At 39.1% G+C, this 22,099-nt stretch carries 20 protein-coding genes and 1 tRNA gene; 16 read left to right on the top strand and 5 right to left on the bottom strand.

Annotated features, from left to right (window positions below; genetic code table 11):
- Nucleotides 1–2: 2 nt before the first annotated feature.
- Nucleotides 3–1,415 carry a TolC family protein gene (locus AAHJ11_RS00105; RefSeq protein WP_148366707.1) on the bottom strand — a complete coding sequence of 471 codons (1,413 nt, stop codon included), beginning with the start codon at nt 1,413–1,415 and terminating at the stop codon, nt 3–5.
- 778 nt (nt 1,416–2,193) lie between these two features.
- Between AAHJ11_RS00105 and AAHJ11_RS00100 the strand changes: the two genes are divergently transcribed.
- From AAHJ11_RS00100 to AAHJ11_RS00080, 5 genes are all read left to right on the top strand, one after another.
- A tRNA-Gly gene (locus tag AAHJ11_RS00100) sits at nt 2,194–2,266 on the top strand.
- A gap of 140 nt (nt 2,267–2,406) precedes the next feature.
- The gene (locus AAHJ11_RS00095) at nt 2,407–2,835 is read left to right on the top strand and encodes a DUF2867 domain-containing protein (protein ID WP_148366706.1); all 429 of its coding nucleotides are present in this window, start codon (nt 2,407–2,409) and stop codon (nt 2,833–2,835) included.
- Nucleotides 2,836–3,005: 170 nt separating this feature from the next.
- Entirely contained in the window at nt 3,006–4,499 is a 1,494-nt protein-coding gene (gene proS, locus AAHJ11_RS00090; RefSeq protein ID WP_004306082.1) for a proline--tRNA ligase, read from the top strand.
- 140 nt (nt 4,500–4,639) lie between these two features.
- Nucleotides 4,640–5,317 carry a response regulator transcription factor gene (locus AAHJ11_RS00085; RefSeq protein WP_148366705.1) on the top strand — a complete coding sequence of 226 codons (678 nt, stop codon included), beginning with the start codon at nt 4,640–4,642 and terminating at the stop codon, nt 5,315–5,317.
- Between the two features lie 21 nt (nt 5,318–5,338).
- Nucleotides 5,339–6,610, top strand: coding sequence for a sensor histidine kinase (locus AAHJ11_RS00080; protein WP_148366704.1), 1,272 nt, complete (start codon nt 5,339–5,341; stop codon nt 6,608–6,610).
- A 130-nt stretch (nt 6,611–6,740) separates the two neighbouring features.
- On the opposite strand, the gene AAHJ11_RS00075 is transcribed toward AAHJ11_RS00080, so the two are convergent.
- Genes AAHJ11_RS00075 through AAHJ11_RS00065 form a run of 3 tightly spaced genes read right to left on the bottom strand, consistent with a single transcriptional unit; the run spans nt 6,741 to nt 9,588 of the window.
- Entirely contained in the window at nt 6,741–7,697 is a 957-nt protein-coding gene (locus AAHJ11_RS00075; protein WP_004295992.1) for an ABC transporter permease, read from the bottom strand.
- The gene (locus tag AAHJ11_RS00070; protein ID WP_195650127.1) at nt 7,690–8,433 is read right to left on the bottom strand and encodes an ABC transporter ATP-binding protein; all 744 of its coding nucleotides are present in this window, start codon (nt 8,431–8,433) and stop codon (nt 7,690–7,692) included. Before AAHJ11_RS00070 ends, AAHJ11_RS00075 begins: the two co-directional genes overlap by 8 nt.
- A 3-nt stretch (nt 8,434–8,436) precedes the next feature.
- Complete coding sequence (locus tag AAHJ11_RS00065) at nt 8,437–9,588, bottom strand: NEW3 domain-containing protein (protein ID WP_367743155.1); 1,152 nt, start codon at nt 9,586–9,588, stop codon at nt 8,437–8,439.
- 317 nt (nt 9,589–9,905) lie between these two features.
- Here AAHJ11_RS00065 and AAHJ11_RS00060 point away from each other — a divergent pair, with 317 nt between their 5' ends.
- Nucleotides 9,906–10,343 carry a PepSY-like domain-containing protein gene (locus tag AAHJ11_RS00060; RefSeq protein WP_148366701.1) on the top strand — a complete coding sequence of 146 codons (438 nt, stop codon included), beginning with the start codon at nt 9,906–9,908 and terminating at the stop codon, nt 10,341–10,343.
- A gap of 21 nt (nt 10,344–10,364) precedes the next feature.
- Nucleotides 10,365–11,222, top strand: coding sequence for a PepSY-like domain-containing protein (locus AAHJ11_RS00055; protein ID WP_413578845.1), 858 nt, complete (start codon nt 10,365–10,367; stop codon nt 11,220–11,222).
- Nucleotides 11,223–11,309: 87 nt separating this feature from the next.
- On the opposite strand, the gene AAHJ11_RS00050 is transcribed toward AAHJ11_RS00055, so the two are convergent.
- Nucleotides 11,310–15,764, bottom strand: coding sequence for a translocation/assembly module TamB domain-containing protein (locus tag AAHJ11_RS00050; RefSeq protein ID WP_413578843.1), 4,455 nt, complete (start codon nt 15,762–15,764; stop codon nt 11,310–11,312).
- A 200-nt stretch (nt 15,765–15,964) separates the two neighbouring features.
- On the opposite strand from AAHJ11_RS00050, the gene tsaD reads away from it, so the two are divergent.
- The 9 genes from tsaD to AAHJ11_RS00005 all read left to right on the top strand — a co-directional run.
- Nucleotides 15,965–16,984 carry a tRNA (adenosine(37)-N6)-threonylcarbamoyltransferase complex transferase subunit TsaD gene (tsaD, locus tag AAHJ11_RS00045; RefSeq protein WP_148366698.1) on the top strand — a complete coding sequence of 340 codons (1,020 nt, stop codon included), beginning with the start codon at nt 15,965–15,967 and terminating at the stop codon, nt 16,982–16,984.
- A gap of 45 nt (nt 16,985–17,029) precedes the next feature.
- The gene (locus AAHJ11_RS00040; protein ID WP_320974836.1) at nt 17,030–18,262 is read left to right on the top strand and encodes a competence/damage-inducible protein A; all 1,233 of its coding nucleotides are present in this window, start codon (nt 17,030–17,032) and stop codon (nt 18,260–18,262) included.
- Between the two features lie 123 nt (nt 18,263–18,385).
- Nucleotides 18,386–18,646 carry a 50S ribosomal protein L28 gene (gene rpmB, locus AAHJ11_RS00035; protein ID WP_004295983.1) on the top strand — a complete coding sequence of 87 codons (261 nt, stop codon included), beginning with the start codon at nt 18,386–18,388 and terminating at the stop codon, nt 18,644–18,646.
- 21 nt (nt 18,647–18,667) lie between these two features.
- The gene (gene rpmG / locus AAHJ11_RS00030; protein ID WP_002560155.1) at nt 18,668–18,856 is read left to right on the top strand and encodes a 50S ribosomal protein L33; all 189 of its coding nucleotides are present in this window, start codon (nt 18,668–18,670) and stop codon (nt 18,854–18,856) included.
- 16 nt (nt 18,857–18,872) lie between these two features.
- Nucleotides 18,873–19,031, top strand: coding sequence for a DUF4295 domain-containing protein (locus AAHJ11_RS00025; protein ID WP_004295982.1), 159 nt, complete (start codon nt 18,873–18,875; stop codon nt 19,029–19,031).
- A gap of 138 nt (nt 19,032–19,169) precedes the next feature.
- Nucleotides 19,170–20,129: a signal recognition particle-docking protein FtsY gene (gene ftsY, locus AAHJ11_RS00020; RefSeq protein ID WP_148366696.1), complete on the top strand. Its 960-nt coding sequence runs from the start codon at nt 19,170–19,172 to the stop codon at nt 20,127–20,129.
- The gene (gene rimO, locus AAHJ11_RS00015; RefSeq protein ID WP_148366695.1) at nt 20,126–21,436 is read left to right on the top strand and encodes a 30S ribosomal protein S12 methylthiotransferase RimO; all 1,311 of its coding nucleotides are present in this window, start codon (nt 20,126–20,128) and stop codon (nt 21,434–21,436) included. Before ftsY ends, rimO begins: the two co-directional genes overlap by 4 nt.
- The gene (locus tag AAHJ11_RS00010; protein WP_004306073.1) at nt 21,429–21,701 is read left to right on the top strand and encodes an HU family DNA-binding protein; all 273 of its coding nucleotides are present in this window, start codon (nt 21,429–21,431) and stop codon (nt 21,699–21,701) included. Before rimO ends, AAHJ11_RS00010 begins: the two co-directional genes overlap by 8 nt.
- A gap of 12 nt (nt 21,702–21,713) precedes the next feature.
- A partial coding sequence (locus AAHJ11_RS00005) for an HU family DNA-binding protein (RefSeq protein ID WP_413578840.1) occupies nt 21,714–22,099 on the top strand: 386 nt, incomplete at its 3' end.

The raw sequence follows: 22,099 nt of genomic DNA, 5'->3' as shown, positions 1-22,099 counted from the left end.
TGTTACGGTTTAGGTTGATAGTTTGCAAATTGTTCCGGTGTGCCACAAAGCGAGAGTAGATTCATAAGTGCCACATCATATTCATAATATGCTGCCAGACGAGCCACTTTTACACTGGCAAGCATGGTTTCAGCATCAATAACTTCGGTAGAAGTTGCCATTCCTTCTGTAAATGATTTCTTTCGGATGCGTACCAATTCTTCACTTAAAGCAATCGTTGCATTTAAAGCTTTTACATTATCCTGTGCCTTTTCCAACTGCGTGTAAAGTTTATCTACCCCAACAGCCAGATCATCACGGGCTTTCATCTGTCCTAAAGCCAGAGTTTGTTCCGTTAATTTCGATTGCCGCACTCTTTTTTCACGATCCAGCCCGTCAAAGAGGTTCCATGTAAAACCAATACCTACCATGGTACGCGGTAATAAATTACTCTGAATACCATGCGAATACAAGGTCTGCTTTCCGAAAAGGGCTATATTCGGCAAATAGCCGCTCTGAGCAATCCGCACTTCTTGTTTGGCAATATGCTGCTGCAACTGTAATTGGTTGAGTGTATAGTTCCCGCTGTTTACAGAAAGATCGAATAGCATTTTAGGTGGCAATGAATCATTCATAAAAAGGGGAGAGGTAGGAGTGATGTTGGCATCTGTATCCTTTTTATTCAGCAAGACTTTTAAGGCACTTTGCACTACTGTTTCTTCTTTTCGCGCAGCTTCCAAGGCACGTTTGGCTTCATCCATATTTACCTGGGCAAAAAGCCTGCCTGCCTTGTCAATCATTCCTGCCGCCTCTAATTTCAAGGCATTTTCATAATGTTTCTTCAATCCGTTGTAAGTTTCTTCACGGACAGTCACAATTTGTTGTGCCAATCGAAGCCCATAATAACTTTCAACCAATAAACTTTGCTGATTGGCCGATACCTGTGCCCGACTTTCCCGTGCCAAGTCGACCATCGTTCTTCCGATGTTGGTGGCACGAAAACGCTTACCGCCGGAAAAAAGTACCCACTCGGCTGATAAATCGACAGTTGTCAGATTTCTTGGAGTCAAAGGAAATATAAGGGTATTTGCCCCAATTTGATCCAATATAGATGAAATAATCTGGTCATCCGGAATAATGGAATGTACAAAGTCCTTAGCCGGATCGGTAAACTGCGACAAAGGCTGTTTGACTTCGATCTTCTCCGACATGTGTACAAACGCACCTGTAGACTGAAGACTGGGATACCAGAAAGCATTCAGCTTATCACGTTCTGCCTTTGCAATCTCAATACTCTTATCTGCTATTTTCAGACTCTGATTTCCTTGATTCAACAGATGCAGTGATTCTTCGAAACTCAATGGTGTCTGTGCATCTATCTGACCGATGGAAAAATACAAAGTCAATAGTATAAAAAGTCGCTTATTTTTTTTCATACTGGTTAGGTTATATCTGAATTTGAGATATTCTAACAGATGAAAAGAGAGGTTTGTTCATTAGAAAGAATATAGCGATACAACAAAAGGAGTTTTCAACGCTTTTTTATAAGATGTTCTATTTTTCATCTTCTCTTTGAATCACGCTTGTGTCATTTCGATCAGATAGAAAAAAATGATGCATAAAATAATGCAAGTATATACAATATACGTGTTATTAATGGATATAAACTACTTGAATATACAAAATATAAATGCATATTGGAGTCGTTTCTTTAAATGAAAAGCTCCGTTCCTTTAAATGGAACCAGTCGTTGGTCGGTAAGAAGCGTGTTCTCCCTTTAAAAGCAAGCTCCCAAACAGCTCATAAAGCACCCGTTGGTTTCTAAATCTTATTTATTTTACTAGAGACTAAAACTATCTATTTGAAACAATATAAGCAACTTTAGTCTCACATATTCAATATTTGTTCTCTAGTTAGAACCTATTGATAGATTATCCACTAAATTAGTTTGTGTCTGAATCTTATTAACCAGAAATCCTGGAGTTTTTCCTATAGGGACTATCGTCAGTCTGTATATTTTTAATTATGCGGGTCACTAATATGCGTTTTTTCATATCCGGTTGTTTTTTCATCAACACAAAAGAGTTGAAGAGACTTTGATTTCACTTTTTTCTTGCATTAAAATTTCTGCGATTTTATTTGAGATATAAAAATTATGTTTACCTTTGCATCACCATTTCATAAGGCTTTTGAGTCGAGAAATGCAGTAAGCATGCGGTAATAGCTCAGTTGGTAGAGCACTAGCTTCCCAAGCTGGGGGTCGCGAGTTCGAGCCTCGTTTACCGCTCTTTTGAAAATCAGGTGGTTATCTTAAATAAACTGCCTGATTTTTTTATTTTTCAAGCCTCCTTTTTCCATGGTTTTACCTATTATCGGAGTAAACCTAAACTGAACATATTGTAAAATAACCCTAATTGAATAACCAATATGGCTAAGAAAATAGAGAAATATCTCCCCGTAGATTACAGTGACAGTTTTTCCATAGAAGTTACAGAAAACCATCTGTCTCCTAAAGATATTATTTTAAAAGTCTTTGCTCATAACCCCGCTTGGCTCCGAATGTTGTATGCAATAAGGGCCTGTTTAGTCAAACCTTTCGGTATAGAAACTAAAGCTATTGAAAGTGAAGAACTTATTATAGAGGAAGACAAGCAAGAAGCAATTATGAGAAAAGACGATAAACATTTATTGTTTTATGTCGATATTCTCATTACACCATTGGAAACAGGAAAACAAATGATTGAGGTTACCACATTAGTAAAATACCATAATTGGGTAGGAAAAGCTTATTTCTTTTGTATAAAACCTTTTCATCGGGTTATAGTGCCTTTAGTTCTCAAAAAGGCACTATGCTGAACAAACATAGTCGGGGATGCAACCATATAACGAATATGAAAAATGAGATATGTAATATGGAAGCACATGACTTTAGAAAATTAATGCATGAAGAATAGGGCAGTTCATGCATTTTTCGTATTTTTGCACCCTGTTTTAACACTTAAGAAAACTTTAAATAGAAAAATATAATGGCAAAAGAACTGAAAGACCTTACCAAACGTAGTGAAAACTACTCACAGTGGTATAACGATTTGGTGGTAAAAGCTGATTTGGCAGAACAGTCTGCTGTGCGCGGATGTATGGTGATCAAGCCTTACGGATACGCTATCTGGGAGAAAATGCAACGTCAATTGGACGACATGTTCAAGGAAACAGGACACGTAAATGCATACTTCCCGCTATTAATCCCGAAATCATTCTTAAGCCGCGAAGCAGAACACGTAGAAGGGTTTGCGAAAGAGTGTGCCGTAGTAACACATTATCGCTTGAAGAATGCAGAAGACGGTTCAGGAGTTGTAGTAGATCCTGCAGCTAAATTGGAAGAGGAATTAATTATCCGTCCAACATCAGAAACAATCATCTGGAATACTTATAAGAACTGGATTCAGTCATACCGTGACCTACCTATTCTCTGCAACCAATGGGCGAACGTTTTCCGTTGGGAAATGCGTACCCGTCTTTTCCTGCGTACTGCCGAATTCCTGTGGCAAGAGGGACATACCGCTCATGCTACCCGTGAAGAAGCAGAGGAAGAAGCAATCAGAATGTTGAATGTATATGGTGAATTTGCAGAAAAATATATGGCTGTTCCTGTTGTAAAGGGAGTGAAATCAGCCAATGAACGTTTCGCAGGTGCACTTGACACTTACACAATAGAAGCCATGATGCAGGACGGAAAAGCATTGCAAAGTGGTACTTCCCACTTCCTGGGACAAAACTTTGCAAAGGCATTCGATGTTCAGTTCGTTAACAAGGAAAACAAGATGGAGTATGTTTGGGCTACTTCATGGGGTGTTTCTACTCGTTTGATGGGTGCATTGATTATGACTCACTCGGATGACAACGGATTGGTATTACCTCCACATTTGGCTCCGATTCAGGTAGTAATCGTTCCTATCTATAAGAATGACGAACAACTGAAACAAATCGATGCTAAAGTAGAAGGCATTGTAGCTAAGTTGAAAGCACTGGGTATCTCTGTGAAATATGATAATGCGGATAACAAACGCCCGGGCTTCAAATTCGCTGATTATGAATTGAAGGGTGTACCTGTTCGTTTGGTTATGGGTGGTCGCGATCTTGAAAACAACACGATGGAAGTGATGCGCCGTGATACACTGGAAAAAGAAACAGTTACCTGTGAAGGCATTGAAACATACGTTCAGAACCTGCTTGAAGAAATGCAGGCTAATATCTACAAAAAAGCATTGGATTACCGTAATTCCAAGATAACAACAGTAGATACCTACGACGAATTTAAAGAAAAAATCGAAGAAGGCGGATTTATTCTGGCTCATTGGGACGGAACCACTGAAACAGAAGAAAAGATTAAGGAAGAAACCAAAGCAACTATTCGTTGTATTCCGTTCGATTCATTTGTTCCGGGCGACAAAGAACCGGGTAAATGTATGGTTACAGGTAAACCATCTGCTTGCCGCGTCATATTTGCACGTTCTTATTAAATAGAAATTGTATATCATTATAAAAAGGATGAAAGCGATTGAATCGTTTTCATCCTTTTCTTTTTTCCTTCCATTTCAGTTTTATTTCAGAAATATCCCTTTTCTTTGCAGTATGTAAAAAAAGAAAGGAGAACAAAATTATGAAGATATTGATTGTAGAAGACGAACCCTCTTTGAGAGAACTGATTCAATGTTCACTTGAAAAAGAACGTTACGTGGTAGAAACAGCCGGTGACTTCAATTCTGCTCTACGCAAAATTGAAGATTACAACTATGATTGTATCTTATTGGACATCATGCTGCCGGACGGAAGCGGACTTGATCTTCTCGAACGATTGAAAGCACTCCATAAACGGGAAAATGTGATTATTATTTCCGCCAAAGACTCCCTGGAAGACAAAGTCTTGGGATTAGAACTCGGAGCAGATGATTATTTGCCGAAACCCTTTCATCTGGTTGAATTAAATGCACGTATTAAAAGCGTGATCCGCCGTCATCAGCATGATGGAGAGATTGATATCCGCCAAGGCAATGTACGGATAGAACCGGATAAGTATCGTGTCTTTGTGAATGATCTGGAAGTGGAACTAAATAGAAAAGAGTATGATATCCTATTATATTTCATCAACCGCCCCGGAAGATTAATCAATAAAAATACCTTAGCCGAATCTGTATGGGGAGATCATATCGATCAGGTTGATAATTTTGATTTCATATATGCACAGATCAAGAATCTTCGCAAAAAGCTCAAAGATTCGGGTGCAACGATTGAAATTAAAGCGGTCTATGGATTTGGATATAAAATGGTGGTAGAATAAAAAAGAAAGAGATTATTGTCCATGAAATTAATATATTACATCATTCTTCGTATTACACTTGCTCTGACCCTTATACTGACGGTCTGGGCTATCTTTTTTTACGTTACGATGATCGATGAAGTCAACGATGAAGTGGATGACGCTTTGGAAGATTATTCGGAAACCATCATTATCCGGGCATTGGCAGGAGAGGAGCTACCGTCTAAAACTAACGGTTCCAACAATCAATATTATATGATGGAAGTGAGCAAAGAATATGCGGAAAGTCAGGACGATATTCAGTATAAAGACTCTATGGTATATATTGAAGAGAAAGGAGAAACCGAGCCGGCACGTATTCTTACTACTATCTTTAAAGACGATGAAGGACGATACCACGAACTGACAGTATCGACCCCCAGTATTGAAAAAGATGATTTGAGAGATGCTATCCAGGTGTGGATTATATTTCTATATGTAGCTTTATTATTCTGCATTATTATTATTTCCGTATGGGTATTTTACCGGAATATGCGACCGCTCTATGTACTTCTGCACTGGCTGGACGGTTATCAAACAGGGAAAAGGAATAAACCTTTGAGTAACAATACTCAAATCACGGAATTCCGGAAATTAAATGAGGCTGCCATCCGTTATGTAGAACGTACGGAGCAAATGTTCGAACAACAAAAACAGTTTATCGGAAATGCTTCACACGAGATACAAACTCCACTTGCTATTTGCCGTAACCGATTGGAAATGTTGATGGAAGATGATTCGCTATCAGAAAAACAACTGGAAGAACTGATGAAAACGCATCAGACTTTAGAATACATCACTAAATTAAACAAGTCTCTATTATTGCTTTCCAAAATTGATAATGGCCAGTTTACCGATACCAAAGAATTGGAATTCAATGTACTTCTCAAACAATATCTGCAAGATTACGAAGAAGTTTATGATTATCGCAACATAGAAGTCACGATAGATGAACAAGGTGTTTTCAAGGTGACAATGAACGAATCTCTGGCTGTTGCTTTACTCACTAACCTCCTGAAAAATGCATTTGTACATAATATTGACGGGGGACATATCCGAATCACCGTTACTAAGAACGGTATTACTTTCCGAAATTCGGGGGTGGAGCATCCGCTGGACAAGGAACATATCTTCGAACGTTTCTATCAGGGTAGCAAAAAGGAAGGATCTACAGGGCTGGGATTAGCTATAGCCGATTCCATCTGTCGTTTGCAACATCTGAATATAAATTATTACTTCGAGCAGAATGAACATTGCTTCGAGATTTCCCAATGATAAGATTCACCCGGAAAACACAAAGGACACGGATTTAAAGTGAACGACCTGTCGGTTATCATAAACCAATTTGTCAGGTATATCCATTCACCTGTTTCTCCGTGTCCTTTGTCTTTTTATGATGAATCAGTTATCTGGAGCGTATTTCTCTCCTCATAAACATGATATAAGAAATAGCGAAGCAAATAACCGTTGCCGCAATCAATCCGGTCAGCTGCGGCCATACAACTAAAAGACTTTGTCCCAATGGGAGCGGACTAGGGATAGCTCCCTGTACCTGTTCCATAGTCAATGGTCCCAAACTTCTGACAGAAGGCATCAGTAATGTGGTGGTAGCTTCATTAAACAGTTCACTTGGCGCCAAACGCATCAACCCTAGAATAAACTTCTGATAACTGATAATCTGATAAGGTGATGCCATCTGTGACGGACTCAACCCTTTAGCCACCAAATTAACAATCATGGTATAGAATACGCTAAAAAACAACCAAACAGCCACAGATGCTAATGCGGAAGTCGCTGCCTGACGGAAACGGAGTGAAAACAGAATAGCCAGATTCAACCAGAATGCTACATAAAAGATACTGGTAATGATGAAGAAAACAATTCTCCAAAACTCTTCTGCCGTGGGAGGAATGCCAATAGCAATCAGTCCACATCCCATCACCAGAAAGCCCAATACAAACAACATGATACCTATCACAATCAGAGCAGCCACAAACTTCGCATTGATAATGCAATCGCGATGAATAGGCTGGGACAGCATACGGCTCAATGTTCCTTTATTTTGTTCGGAATTGACTGCATCAAATCCCAAAGCGATTCCCAATAGAGGCCCTAAGAAGTTAATAAACAGCACAAAAGAGGGGAGAGTCCCATCTGAAACCGTAAACAACTTCAAGAAAAGAAACGAACCGTCCGGATCATTAGGTTTGATGGCTTCACTAATATTGGTGAGTGCCGTATATAGCGACCCCATACAGGTAAGTGCTATAATACCTATTAATATAATAAAACGCCAACTTTTGACATGATCGGAAATTTCCTTGTTGACGATAACCCAAAAAGGATGATTGACTTTATTCATGCCTTTCTCCTCCTTCCTCAAAATAATGGTTATAAATATCAGATAATTCCTGCTTCTTATCTTTCAATTCTGCCATATCGATCAAAGCAAGTAATTGGCCATTACTGAACAAACCTACCCGGTCGCACACTTTCTGTACCTGATCCAGATGATGGGAAGAGAAAAGCACAGTCAGTCCTTCTTCTTTACTCAACCAGCGAATCAGTTCGATAAATTCCTGAACACCTGCAGGGTCAATCCCTGAAGTCGGCTCATCGAGAATTATAATCTCCGGATTTTTAATAAGTACATCAGCCAATCCCAACCGCTGTCTCATACCACGAGAATATTTCCCGGTCTTTTTGGCTAACTGATCTTCAAGACCTACCCGCTTCATCAGTTCCATAGCCTTAGTTTTTGCCTCTTTATCAGCAATACCATTTAATCGCGCTGTATAGATCAAATTCTCCGGTCCAGTCATATCATCATAGAATCCTACATCTTCTGGCAAATACCCAATTTTCCTTTTTACTTCAATGGGGTGTGTAGTAGAATTGATTCCACAAATTTCAACTGTTCCCGAAGTAGGCTCTGTCAATCCCAACATCATTAAGATAGTAGTTGATTTTCCAGCACCATTCGGTCCCAGCAATCCGAAGATTTCTCCTTTCCGGATATTCAGGCGAATATGATCTACAGCAGTGAAATTACCGTATTGTTTGGTCAAATCGGTAAGTACGATCACTTGTTCGCCCATAATTTACCTCCTTCCATATTTACGGAACAGGTAGTAAACCACGCCGATGGTGGCAATAATGATAAGAACGCCTACCCATCCCCATATCATCGGAGTTTTTACTGCAACTCTGAACTGCGCATCGGCATTTACTTCAGGAGTTTTTGCCATGATGGTAGTCACATAGTCGCCTGGCAATGCTTTTTTAGAAGCTTTCAAAGTAGCCATAACCGTTGATGTCTCTCCAGCTTTTAGTGCATCGATTTTTGAAGGTTCGAAAGTTACTTCCCAGTCAGCAGGTTTATTGGCAGATAGCTGAATATCTTTCAATAATGAAGAGCCTGTGTTTCTGACTTCCAGTTCTATTTTCTTTATATCACCTGCTGTGACATCTGTACTCAATAGCCCACGGGGAGTAGTCAGTTCCATTTGATAAGAGCCGGTAACAACCACTTCCAGTTCCAATTCGGCAGAAGTGGTACCTGTAGCGGCACGTACCGGAATTTTGTAACTGCCGGCTTCTACATTGGCAGGAGGAGTAATATCTATACTTACATTTTGAGTGCTGTTGGCTTCCACTTGTGCAGAAGTGGCTTGCTTATAGTTAGGTTTAAAAACTACATTCCAACCTCTGGGTGCATTAGCCATCAAAGCATATAGCTGCTGGTCGGCAGTCTGATTCTTTAAAGTGGCGCTGAAAGTGAAGGTTGATTTGGAATTTCCCTGCATGTTGGGTTGGTCGGTAGTAAATTCAGTCTGGTATGTTCCTTTTTGAGCAACCACCACATCCAACGGAAGTTTGGCGTTTCCGGCATATACCACAAAGTGATAATTACCTTTATTCACCTTTAATGGGACTTCGACTTTTAAATTGAAAGTCTTTTTCTCTTTGGGAAGTACTGATAGTTGGCTAAGGCTCCAGCCACCGGATTTCATTTCGTGTTTCCAACTGGCGGACAATCCGCTGACAGAAAGATTCGCATTCGTCAACTGGTCTGTGTTGTTGATAAGATCAATACTGTAGTCAATTGACGCTCCGGGAGATACGGAGATTTTTGTGTAAGGTGTGTACAGAATCACGCTCTTAGGTATTGAATCATTGGCGTGCGTGTAACTCATAGGGAACATCCCCAATAGAATAGCTAATAATAAAAAATAATTTGTTCTCATAGTCATAAAAAAGTTCTTATGGTTGTTTAATATGAATATTGTCAAATCTGTGTGTGCAAAAATAAATGATGTGTATATTAGTAGTTTTAAAAGAATCATAAAGAATCTAATTTCAGAAAGAAATTATAGTGACACTATCCCTATAGGATGGTGACGGTATCCTTTATATATAGTGACACTATATTAATCGGATAGCGTCACTATATTTTTTCGATTTTTTTTGGGGGAAATTCTCAAAATTCCCAAATCTTTTCAGATTCTCCTCTCATCTTTGCATTATAAAATTAATAATAGTAAAAACCAATATTTAAAAAACAACGATTATGAAAAAGTTAGTATTCTTATTAGTATGTCTTTTCACTTTGCAAACAGTAGCTCGTGCAGATGACGACAAACCAATCCAGGTAACTCAAATGCCACAACCGGCACAGCAGTTCATTAAACAGCATTTTGCCGATAGCAAAATAGCATTAGCCAAAATGGAAAGTGATTTCTTCTATAAAAGTTATGAAGTGATTTTCACGAATGGTGATAAAGTGGAGTTTGATAACAAAGGTAACTGGGAAGAAGTAAACTGCAAATATAGTTCTGTACCTACAGCAATTATTCCGGCAGCTATTCAGAAATATGTAACGACCAATTACCCTGATGCTAAAATTCTGAAAATTGAGAGAGATAAGAAAGATTATGAAGTAAAACTATCCAACCGTACGGAACTGAAGTTTGACCTGAAATTTAATTTGATTGATATTGATTTCTAAACCTGTTTAAATTGAACAAAGATGAAACTAAAGATTTATACACTTTTACTGGCACTAAGCGTCACATGGAGTCTGCAAAGTTGTGACAACGATGACGATGGTTCAATAACTGTTCCTGCCGAACTTCAAAGTGCATTCTCATCCAAATTCCCTAATGCTGCAAATGTGAAGTGGGAAACTAAGTCCGGATATTATGTAGCCGATTTCTATGACGGATATGAAGCATCTGCATGGTTCACCCAGGATGGAAAATGGCAAATGACAGAAACGGACATTCCTTATAATGCATTACCACAAGCCGTAAAAACGTCTTTTGAGAGCAGCGAATATGCCTCATGGAAACGGGATGATATAGACAAACTGGAACGGACAGGCGTTGAAACTGTTTTCGTGATTGAAGTCGAAAAGCAGAATCAGGAGGTAGATTTGTATTATTCTGCCGATGGAACTCTGATTAAAAGTATTGTAGACACTGATGATGATAACACCGAACATCTTCCTGTACAATTGACTGAAGCTATGAAAAACTTCATCAATGAAAAGTATCCGAATGCAAGAATCTTGGAAATAGACGTAGAAGATGATAGAAATGATTGGGATTTCGGATATACAGAGGTAGATATCATTCATAATGGAATCTCAAAAGATGTATTGTTCAACCAGACTGGAAATTGGTATTCTACTTCATGGGAAGTACGTCAGAATGAATTGCCTGAAGCGGTAAAAAGTACTCTTAATAATCAATATGGAGAATATCGTTTTGACGAAGCGGAGTATGTTGAAAAAGCAGATGGTAGCATATATTATCGAATTGAACTTGAGAAGGGGAATGTAGATAAAGTAGTAAACATAGGCGAGAACGGTACTGTCCTTTCATAGGTCAAAGTGTATAATTCTGAAACCTAATTCTCACAAACAACAAACGATGACATTATTCCTGGTGGATATGTCATCGTTTATTGTTTTTTACTGTTCCTGTGCACGTTTTCTTTTCACTGCCGATTTAGCAGTTTTATCAGTGATGCTGTCCGTTTGTTGTGGTTTCACCTTTTCAGCTTCTTCCCGTTTCCGCTTATTGCGTAACCGCCATTTATTCCAGAAATATAAATCACTCCATTTATTGAAGTCCTTCTTATACATGATACCTACACCTTGTGTAGTCAAATTTGTTTTTGTGTAATAACGGTCATTTGTCTCATTATAAGCCTTCAAACGGATATCTCCCGAACGGGTAATCAGCCATTCTGCTTCAAAGTCTCCTACAAAGTTAGTATTAGCCATCGGATTATCCCGATAACCGAAGTTTCCGTTTATCAATAAACGGTTATTCAATAATTGTCCCGACAAAATACCTTCTACTTCCATATCTGTCCAACCCTTATCACCCGTACTCAAATTCGTACCGATATTCCAGTTATTCGTTTCAAAGATCTGTGAAAGTGCATTATTCAACTGGCCGGAAAGAGTCGATGAGAGCACCGATGACATCACATTCGAATTCTGATTGTTATTACGGGCATCTTCCGTATAGAACTTGCCAATACCCAACAAATAAAGAATCTGCATATTCATCTGCTCTTCCGTACTGATATAATTACGCACCAATGTTTGTATTTCATCTCTTTCATTCGGAAGCTCAATACCCAGTTTGATAGTCGGCCGTACCAGCATACCACTTAGATTCATGATACAATTTACACGCACATTGGGTTGTTGTATAATAGCCGAAGCATCCGGTATCAAATCATTCAAAGAAGCAGAGTTCACTGTATATGAAGCTTGTATATCCATGTTAGCATCCAAAGGTGCACCATTGAATGTTATTGTACTTCCATCCTTGATAATAAAGTCTTTACGGATCACTTCCTGCAAACTAAATTTATATACTCCTTGATTGATCCGGTAATTACCGAACATCTTCACATCACCCTTATTATAAAATTCCGTCCGGATATTTCCCGTACCTTTTCCGCTGATATAATCTCCGGCAATAGGGTCCATGATGATTCGCATGGTGGCATCGGGAGTTGCATCCACCAGAATATTCAAACGGATATCTGTTTTCTGTTCTTCCTCCTCCTGACGTTTTTGCTGTATTTGTTCGTGATATGAGATTACTTGAACAGAATCCTGGATAGTACGACGAGGTGTTTTATCTACAAATTTGATAAACTGATTGCTAGTAGCCGATGCTACACTACCATTAATATAGGTAAAGGTAGTATTTCGATTTGTAGTCATGGCCACATTTACGTCGAGCCCCTGTATGGCATTTCCAGAGAGCAATACATTTCCGGTACCATACACCGTACCATAAAAAGGCATATCTGTCGATTCTTTTGTGTTCATCACAAGCATATTATTTGCCTGTATCTCAAAACGATAGTTTAGGTTCTTAAAATGCTGGAAATGCAAATATCCATTCATTCTTCCCGAATGTCCTTCCATATCAGAAATATGTATATTATTGAATGTCAATCCGGTAGGAGCCAGATGGATGGTGTCTTTTACTGCAAAATGCGTGTTTAAAATATCAAAATTCATGGATGCGTCTGTCATTACAGCACCATCCAGGTTCAATCCTTTAAATTTTCCATAGAAATGTACTTTTCCTGTTCCCCGCCCTTTAATATCATTGGCAATAGACTTCATATAATGTTCGAGGAATTTCAAATTCAATTCATTTGCTTCAATATTTAAATCAAGTCCGCTCTCGGGTTTTAATGGATAAATAATACCCGTGACACGCGATGGAGAAGGGGATATATCCTGAATGGATGCATCCAAACGGATACCTCTGTTTTCATTATCCCACTCACCATATATATCCAGTTCACCCAAACGACCGTTGTTGAGTGAGAAATTCTTTATAAATAAACGAGTATTCATGATAGGCTTTTTAAGCACTCCGCTTGCATAAGCCGTTCCTGTTGCATCACCCTCAAAATTGACATCGTCGGATATACTTGCAATATCAAATACATATCCCATATTTATATCCTTTAGATCAACCTTTACAGTATCTTTAGGATTCTCGGAAAGCCGGCCGTTAATACGTACATATCTATCCTGATGACTAAAGTAGAAGTTGTTCACATCCACTCGTCCGGAATCGACTACCACCTGCGAAGGATGTATCTTCCAAAGAGTATCATTTAAAATAACATCAGTAGGTTTCACATCCACCATCGCTTTCAATAAGGACTTTTCTCCGCTTGTACGTAGAAATTTGGCAACAGCTGCTAATTTCCCGCTATATGTTGCTGCAGCATTATTTCCCCAATCCAAAGTCGTACTGACATCGTCATCTTTAGCTTGTGCATCCAGAGATAGATTGACCGCTCCTTTCTTTTTCAAATTAGTCAGACGAACCCGTGCGCGGATATGATCTGCCGGATTCTCGCACAGAATCATGCCTGACTCAATAAAGTTGTTCTTATATTGCAGACGGGGGAAATATCCCTCTACACGCAAGCGTTGTAAAGCATCATTAAAATACCCCTTCAACGTAGAATGAGTATACACCGTTAACGGTATATCAAATATCGTAGATAAAATGTCCGTATTATATATATGTATATCAAACAAAAAGTTATTATGGGTTTCAATCGGCTTCTTGGGAGGTAATATCAAAGACGGCACATATTTCCGCATAATATTCAGAATACTGGCAGGTAATGTGTGATATTGGAATTTTCCCTCTATGCTTGCTTTCAGGAATTCAGAAGTCAATCTAAGCTGATTTTCTCCATTTTGTTTGGTTGCCCGGATATTCAAATTCTGCATGAAATATGCTTTATCCGGAGCTGTAAATTCCAAGCTATCCACATTGATTTCTCCAATCATCTCATCCACTGATCCACCTGTAAAATTGGCTTTCAGTTTTAAACTGAACTCTGCATCGGGATATTTGGTGGTAAGATTCAAATCATGTGGACGTACTTTATTGACTACTGCAAGAAAATTGAAAGTAGGAACTTTGGATGCAACATTTACGTCTCCATTCAAATAAATAGAGCCATTAGGATCATCCAACGCTATCTTTCCATTAAATCCGCCTTGTTTGTATTCTCCGTCCAGTGTGATATTTTCATATCTATATCTGCTATAATCTATCGAAGCAATCAGTCCTTTCAATTCTACGGCAGGCAAGTGGTCAGCAATATGCCGGCCATGTACATCCAGATTGAAAGTAATTTCTCCCAACTCCTCATTATCCAATAATTTACCTAGTTGAAAATCCTCTGTTTTGACAGCTCCGGAATACGCAAACAATCCTTTTGTCTTATCAGAGCTCAATTTCAAGTCGGTCTTTACATTTCCAAGACTCGTTTGTAATTGCCCATAAGTAACTAAGTCTGTGAAGTATCCCGAAATTTCTCCCTGAAAACTCACGTTTCCCAAACGTTCGAGAAGAGGAGGAACTCCATTATAATTATGGCTTAAATTACGCACTAAAAAACCGACTCCGCGAGCATTGGCCGAAAGTTCGGAAAGAGTTCCATATACATACGCATCTTGTGGACGCGATAAGTCCTGAAGCGATACATCTCCTCGCAGACGAAACTGACGGCCATCGGCTGTAATCTCCAGATGCGAACAAGTCAACTGATCCACAGTCCCCTTCACCTCCATATCCAATGTCACCGGTTCCTTGAAATGCGAAAGGATAGGAACAAAAGGAGAAATATCTTTTAAAGTAACTTGCGACGGCAAAGTACGGAAAGAGAAATGTACTTGTTCTGTAAAACGGTCAAAAGCTTTCAAACTATCATACTCCAAATGAATGGTATCGAGTTTGAGGAAGGTTTCGGGCAATTCTATTGTAAAATTATCAATGTTTGTCTGCTTGTTATTGGCAACCAGTTTCAAACTCATTTTCTTCAAAGAGAAGCCGGATGCTTTTTCATCAAGGCTCAATCGCTTGATCCCTAAATTCAAAGAGTCCTTACTTAATGCCTTCAACGATATATTAGCGATGATATTTTGAAGCTGAATATGCTTAGCATTAAATTTTCCCGGTGTTGCTTCTTCCGACAACACATGATAAGACATCCTTCCACGACGAATCAGGATGGAATTAATACGTAAATCAAGGGAGTTTTCTTTCTTCACCGTATCTTTAGAAGCAAAAGCATCCAAAACAAACTTAAAATTAGGAGGTGAATCCGGAGTCTCTTTCAGGAGATTGATATTAAATCCGAAAAGCTGAACACTGCTAATGGATATCTTTCCTTTAAAAAAGGGCATAATATCGAATTTGGCGGACAAACGTGTGACTTTAAGCATTTCCTGACCACTCTGATCGTCAAGCAATACATCATCAATAATAATACGGTTCAATAGACCGATATTAATTCTACCAATCACTACCTTTGTATTTAAAACTTCGGAAAGTTCTTCAGCTACAAATACACTCATTGCTTGCTGAATGTTTGGTATATTCAGCAAAACAATAGTCCCGATATATACTCCCAGTACAATACCTACTACCCAGCGTACAGTCTTTTTCAGCGTTCTGATATGCGATTACTTTTATTTTGCGAACAAAAATATAAAATAGTTCGTTACGAATCATAGTTTTATGATTACTTTTGCACCGTTTAATAGTTTAAATACTTATGAGTGCAATAATTTTAGGAATTGAATCCTCCTGTGACGATACGTCGGCAGCCGTAATCAAGGATGGTTATTTGCTGTCAAATGTGGTATCAAGTCAAGCCGTACATGAAGCATACGGCGGAGTAGTACCCGAGTTGGCTTCACGGGCACACCAACAAAACATCGTACCGGTAGTACATGAAGCATTAAAACGTGCCGGCGTCACCAAAGAAGAGTTGAGCGCAGTAGCTTTCACTCGCGGACCGGGATTGATGGGGTCTTTGCTTGTTGGGGTCTCCTTTGCAAAAGGATTCGCTCGTTCTTTAAATATTCCAATGATTGACGTTAATCATCTGACAGGACATGTCTTAGCTCATTTTATTAAAGCAGAAGGAGAAGAGGAGAGACAACCTGTTTTCCCATTTCTCTGTTTACTAGTATCCGGAGGAAATTCACAAATTATACTGGTCAAAGCCTATAATGATATGGAGATTCTCGGACAGACTATTGACGATGCCGCAGGTGAAGCTATTGATAAATGCTCTAAAGTGATGGGACTTGGTTATCCCGGCGGACCGATCATTGACAAACTGGCTCGTCAGGGAAATCCGAAAGCTTTTACATTCAGCAAACCGCATATTCCTGGTCTGGATTACAGTTTCAGCGGATTGAAAACTTCCTTTTTATATTCATTACGCGACTGGTTAAAGGAAGATCCCGATTTCATAGAACATCACAAAGTAGACCTTGCAGCATCATTGGAGGCTACTGTAGTGGATATTCTGATGGATAAATTACGAAAAGCCTCCAAAGAATATAAGATTAATGAAATAGCTGTAGCCGGAGGAGTTTCTGCAAATAATGGATTGCGTAATGCTTTCCGGGAACATGCCGAGAAATATGGCTGGAATATTTTTATCCCTAAATTCAGTTATACAACTGATAATGCAGCCATGATCGCCATTACCGGATATTTCAAATATCTGGATAAGGACTTTTGTTCTATTGATCTTCCGGCTTATTCTCGTGTGACGTTATAATTGGGTATACCTTATTTATATATAATAGGATAAAAACTAAGAAGTATGTTTGCCGAAATAATAACCATTGGCGATGAACTGTTGATAGGACAGGTTGTCGACACTAATTCAGCCTGGATGGGGCAGGAATTAAATAAAATAGGCATTGAGGTTCTTCGTATTGTTTCAATCCGTGACCGGGAAAAGGAAATCATGGAAGCGATTGATAATGCGATGGAAAGGGTGAATATTGTTTTAGTAACCGGAGGACTCGGACCTACCAAAGACGATATCACCAAACAAACTTTATGTAAATACTTTCATACGGAACTGGTTTTCAACGAAGAAGTATTCGAAAACGTAAAACGGGTACTGGCAGGGAAAATACCTATGAATGCACTCAACAAAAGCCAGGCAATGGTTCCGAAAGATTGTACGGTGATAAATAATCCTGTAGGAAGTGCCTCTGTCAGCTGGTTCGAAAGAGATGGAAAAATACTTGTTTCCATGCCGGGCGTTCCGCAAGAGATGACTGCCGTAATGACAGAAAGTGTATTGCCTAAGCTGCACGAGAGGTTTCAAACGGATGTGATTATGCACCAAACATTTCTCGTACAAAACTATCCGGAATCCGTATTGGCAGAAAAACTGGAACCGTGGGAGAGCACTCTGCCGGAATGTATCAAATTGGCATACTTGCCTAAGCTGGGTATTATTCGTCTTAGACTGACAGGACGCGGACAAAACAGGGAGGAAGTAAAAGTTCTTCTTGAACGTGAAAAAGTAAAATTAGAGGAAATACTTGGTGAAGACATTTTCAGTGAAGAAGATACGCCTTTGGAAGTTATAGTCGGTGAACTTTTAAAAAAGAAGAAATTGACCGTTTCCACCGCAGAAAGTTGTACCGGAGGCAGTATTGCCGCACGTTTGACTTCCATTGCCGGTAGTTCTGAATATTTTAACGGAAGTGTAGTAGCCTATTCCAATGAAGTAAAAATGAGACTTTTACACGTTTCCTCCGAAACATTGGAGCAACATGGGGCTGTCAGTGAAGAAACTGTGATTGAAATGGTAAAAGGTGCGATGAAAGCACTAAAAACCGATTGCGCCATTGCTACCTCAGGGATAGCAGGCCCCGGAGGTGGTACTCCCGAGAAGCCGGTGGGAACTGTTTGGATAGCCGCTGGTTATAAAAACGAAATTTGTACTTACAAACAGGAAACGAACCGCGGAAGAAGCATGAATATCGAAAGAGCAGGCAATAATGCACTATTAATGCTCCGTGATTTACTCAAATAAAAGAAAAATAGGTGCCTGGAAGTGAATTATTTTAGGAAATTCTTGTTTTATACGGATAAAAGTGCTTACTTTGCGTCCTGTTTGAAAGAAGTATAGATATAAAACTATAAAAATAAGATAGAAATGTCGAAGATTTGTCAAATTACCGGAAAGAAAGCCATGATTGGCAACAATGTTTCACACTCAAAGAGAAGAACTAAAAGAACCTTTGATTTGAACTTGTTTAACAAAAAGTTCTATTATGTAGAACAAGATTGTTGGATCAGCCTTAGCATTTGTGCTAACGGGTTGCGTATTATCAACAAAAAAGGACTGGATGCTGCGCTGACTGAAGCAGTGGCTAAAGGTTATTGTGATTGGAAAAGCATTAAAGTAATCGGCTAAACGTAGAGGAGAAAACTTACAATGGCAAAGAAAGCAAAAGGTAACAGAGTGCAAGTGATTCTGGAATGTACAGAACACAAAGACAGTGGAATGCCGGGAACATCTCGTTATATCACAACTAAGAACAGAAAGAATACTACAGAAAGACTTGAGTTGAAAAAATACAACCCGATTCTGAAGAGAGTAACAGTACACAAGGAAATTAAATAATAAAGTCGTATAACCCATGGCAAAGAAAACAGTAGCAAGTTTGCACGAAGGTTCTAAAGAAGGTCGTGCTTATACCAAGGTTATCAAAATGGTAAAATCTCCAAAAACTGGAGCATACGTTTTTGATGAACAAATGGTTCCGAACGAAAAAGTACAAGACTTTTTCAAAAAATAATCGAAATAGCATATACGCTATAACTGCAAAATCCTCTCATTGGCAAACAATGAGGGGATTTTTTATTGCTTCTTTTTTTACTTTTCCAATCCTTTGTTATATCTTTGTAGCAAATGTATTATACAAACAAGTGTAAATATGGGATTTTTTAGTTTTTTTTCAAAGGAGAAGAAGGAAACTTTAGATAAAGGATTATCTAAAACCAAAGAGAGCGTATTCAGTAAAATAGCTCGTGCTGTGGCTGGCAAGTCAAAAGTAGACGATGAAGTATTAGATAATCTGGAAGAAGTGCTGATTACATCTGACGTCGGTGTAGAAACAACTTTAAATATTATCAAGCGCATCGAAAAACGTGCTGCTGCAGATAAGTATGTAAATACTCAGGAACTGAATCTTATATTACGTGACGAAATAGCAGCTCTGCTTACTGAAAATAATTCGGATGATGTAGCTGATTTCGACATACCCATCGCAAGAAAGCCTTATGTCATTATGGTTGTGGGAGTAAATGGGGTAGGTAAAACTACGACTATTGGCAAACTAGCTTATCAATTCAAGAAAGCAGGTAAATCCGTTTATCTGGGAGCCGCCGACACTTTCCGCGCTGCAGCTGTGGAACAGCTAATGATTTGGGGAGAACGGGTAGGAGTTCCCGTAGTCAAACAGAAAATGGGAGCGGATCCCGCATCTGTGGCTTATGACACTCTTAGTTCGGCCGTTGCCAATAACGCAGACGTGGTTATTATTGATACAGCAGGTCGTCTGCATAATAAGGTAGGCTTAATGAACGAGCTGACCAAAATTAAGAATGTAATGAAAAAGGTGGTGCCTGATGCACCGGATGAAGTTTTATTGGTATTGGACGGTTCCACCGGACAAAATGCATTTGAGCAAGCCAAACAATTTACTTTGGCGACGGAAGTTACCGCTATGGCCATCACTAAGCTTGACGGAACCGCCAAAGGTGGTGTTGTGATTGGTATTTCCGATCAATTCAAGATTCCTGTTAAGTATATCGGACTAGGCGAAGGCATGGAAGACCTGCAGGTATTCCGTAAAAATGAATTCGTTGATTCCTTGTTTGGAGAAAATGCATGAAAAGAAAGACGATAGATATTATTACTTTAGGATGTTCTAAAAATCTGGTTGACTCCGAGCAGCTGATGCGTCAATTGGAGGAAGTCGGATACAGCGTAACTCATGACACTGAAAATCCGCAAGGGGAAATTGCGGTAATCAATACATGCGGGTTCATTGGTGATGCCAAAGAAGAATCCATAAATATGATTCTGGAGTTCGCTGAAAGAAAGGAAGAAGGGGATTTAAAGAAACTTTTCGTGATGGGTTGTCTTTCCGAACGCTATCTCAAGGAACTAGCTGTTGAGATACCACAGGTAGATAAATTTTATGGGAAGTTTAATTGGAAGGAGCTTTTACAGGACTTGGGAAAGGTCTATCACGATGAATTATATATTGAACGGACATTGACAACTCCCCAGCATTATGCTTACCTGAAAATTTCAGAAGGATGTGACCGTAAATGTTCTTATTGTGCTATCCCCATTATTACAGGACATCATATTTCCAAACCAATGGAAGAAATTCTGGACGAAGTACGATACTTGGTATCGCAAGGCGTGAAAGAATTTCAAGTGATCGCACAGGAATTGACTTATTATGGCATCGACCGGTATAAGAAACAAATGCTTCCGGAATTGATTGAACGTATTTCTGATATACCCGGGGTGGAATGGATTCGCTTGCATTATGCCTATCCAGCACATTTTCCAACAGATTTATTCCGGGTTATGCGCGAACGTGACAATGTATGCAAATACATGGACATTGCCCTTCAGCACATCAGTGACAATATGTTGAGGTTAATGCGCCGACAAGTGAGCAAAGAGGATACTTACCAATTGATCGAACAATTCCGTAAAGAAGTGCCGGGCATTCACCTGAGGACGACTTTGATGGTAGGACATCCCGGAGAAACAGAGGAGGACTTCGAAGATCTCAAAGAATTTGTACGTAAAGTACGTTTTGATCGGATGGGAGCTTTCGCATATTCCGAAGAAGAAGGGACTTATGCTGCAGAAACATACGAAGATTCTATCCCACAAGAGGTTAAACAAGCCCGACTTGATGAATTGATGGATATCCAACAAGGTATTTCGGCAGAGTTAAGTGCAGAAAAGATCGGTAAACAGATGAAAGTTATAATCGATCGTCTGGAAGGAGATTATTATATCGGACGGACAGAGTTTGATTCACCGGAAGTAGATCCGGAAGTATTGATTGATCGTTCAGAGAGAGAGCTTAAGATCGGACAGTTTTATCAGGTAGAAGTGGTGAATGCGGACGATTTTGATTTATATGCAAAGATTATAAATGACTATGAATAATAAGGAATTTACATCCGAACTAGCGGAAAGATTGGGATATACAATCAAAGATACTTCCGAATTGATGAATTCTTTGTTGTCCAGTATGACACAAGAATTGGAAGAAGGTAATGTGATTGCAATTCAAGGATTCGGTTCTTTTGAAGTGAAAAAGAAAGCGGAACGGATCTCAATCAACCCGGCAAGCAAACAACGCATGCTGGTTCCACCTAAATTGGTATTATCGTATAGACCTAGCAATACATTGAAAGATAAGTTTAAATAAATATTTCCCGTTATGAATGAAAGACTAACAATTCAAGACCTTACTGACTTATTGGCAGCCAAACATAGCATGACCAAGAAAGACGCCGAAGCGTTTGTTAAAGAGTTTTTTCTCTTGATAGAGCAAGCCTTGGAAAACGAAAAGACTGTAAAAATCAAAGGATTGGGAACTTTCAAACTTATTGATGTAGATAGCCGGGAAAGTGTCAATGTCAACACAGGAGAGCGTTTCCAGATAAAAGGACATACAAAAGTCTCATTTTCTCCGGATGCAAATCTAAGGGATACGATAAATAAACCTTTTGCACACTTTGAGACTGTTGTGTTGAATGAAAATACAATTCTGGAAGATACTCCGATAGAAGAGACTGAGGAAGAAGAAACAGGAGAGGAAGCATC

The organism is Bacteroides sp. 90-K9/2, from assembly GCF_047310725.1.
Taxonomy (GTDB): Bacteria; Bacteroidota; Bacteroidia; order Bacteroidales; family Bacteroidaceae; genus Bacteroides; species Bacteroides vicugnae.
Note: the sequence above shows the minus strand (reverse complement) of the source record. Positions and strands in the feature narration are given on the sequence as shown.

Excerpts from the sequence above, each read along its gene's own strand:
- AAHJ11_RS00105 (WP_148366707.1), bottom strand. The coding sequence starts at position 1,415 with ATGAAAAAAAATAAGCGACTTTTTATACTATTGACTTTGTATTTTTCC.
- AAHJ11_RS00095 (WP_148366706.1), top strand. The coding sequence starts at position 2,407 with ATGGCTAAGAAAATAGAGAAATATCTCCCCGTAGATTACAGTGACAGT.
- proS (WP_004306082.1), top strand. The coding sequence starts at position 3,006 with ATGGCAAAAGAACTGAAAGACCTTACCAAACGTAGTGAAAACTACTCA.
- AAHJ11_RS00085 (WP_148366705.1), top strand. The coding sequence starts at position 4,640 with ATGAAGATATTGATTGTAGAAGACGAACCCTCTTTGAGAGAACTGATT.
- AAHJ11_RS00080 (WP_148366704.1), top strand. The coding sequence starts at position 5,339 with ATGAAATTAATATATTACATCATTCTTCGTATTACACTTGCTCTGACC.
- AAHJ11_RS00075 (WP_004295992.1), bottom strand. The coding sequence starts at position 7,697 with ATGAATAAAGTCAATCATCCTTTTTGGGTTATCGTCAACAAGGAAATT.
- AAHJ11_RS00070 (WP_195650127.1), bottom strand. The coding sequence starts at position 8,433 with ATGGGCGAACAAGTGATCGTACTTACCGATTTGACCAAACAATACGGT.
- AAHJ11_RS00065 (WP_367743155.1), bottom strand. The coding sequence starts at position 9,588 with ATGACTATGAGAACAAATTATTTTTTATTATTAGCTATTCTATTGGGG.
- AAHJ11_RS00060 (WP_148366701.1), top strand. The coding sequence starts at position 9,906 with ATGAAAAAGTTAGTATTCTTATTAGTATGTCTTTTCACTTTGCAAACA.
- AAHJ11_RS00055 (WP_413578845.1), top strand. The coding sequence starts at position 10,365 with ATGAAACTAAAGATTTATACACTTTTACTGGCACTAAGCGTCACATGG.
- AAHJ11_RS00050 (WP_413578843.1), bottom strand. The coding sequence starts at position 15,764 with ATGAGTGTATTTGTAGCTGAAGAACTTTCCGAAGTTTTAAATACAAAG.
- tsaD (WP_148366698.1), top strand. The coding sequence starts at position 15,965 with ATGAGTGCAATAATTTTAGGAATTGAATCCTCCTGTGACGATACGTCG.
- AAHJ11_RS00040 (WP_320974836.1), top strand. The coding sequence starts at position 17,030 with ATGTTTGCCGAAATAATAACCATTGGCGATGAACTGTTGATAGGACAG.
- rpmB (WP_004295983.1), top strand. The coding sequence starts at position 18,386 with ATGTCGAAGATTTGTCAAATTACCGGAAAGAAAGCCATGATTGGCAAC.
- rpmG (WP_002560155.1), top strand. The coding sequence starts at position 18,668 with ATGGCAAAGAAAGCAAAAGGTAACAGAGTGCAAGTGATTCTGGAATGT.
- AAHJ11_RS00025 (WP_004295982.1), top strand. The coding sequence starts at position 18,873 with ATGGCAAAGAAAACAGTAGCAAGTTTGCACGAAGGTTCTAAAGAAGGT.
- ftsY (WP_148366696.1), top strand. The coding sequence starts at position 19,170 with ATGGGATTTTTTAGTTTTTTTTCAAAGGAGAAGAAGGAAACTTTAGAT.
- rimO (WP_148366695.1), top strand. The coding sequence starts at position 20,126 with ATGAAAAGAAAGACGATAGATATTATTACTTTAGGATGTTCTAAAAAT.
- AAHJ11_RS00010 (WP_004306073.1), top strand. The coding sequence starts at position 21,429 with ATGAATAATAAGGAATTTACATCCGAACTAGCGGAAAGATTGGGATAT.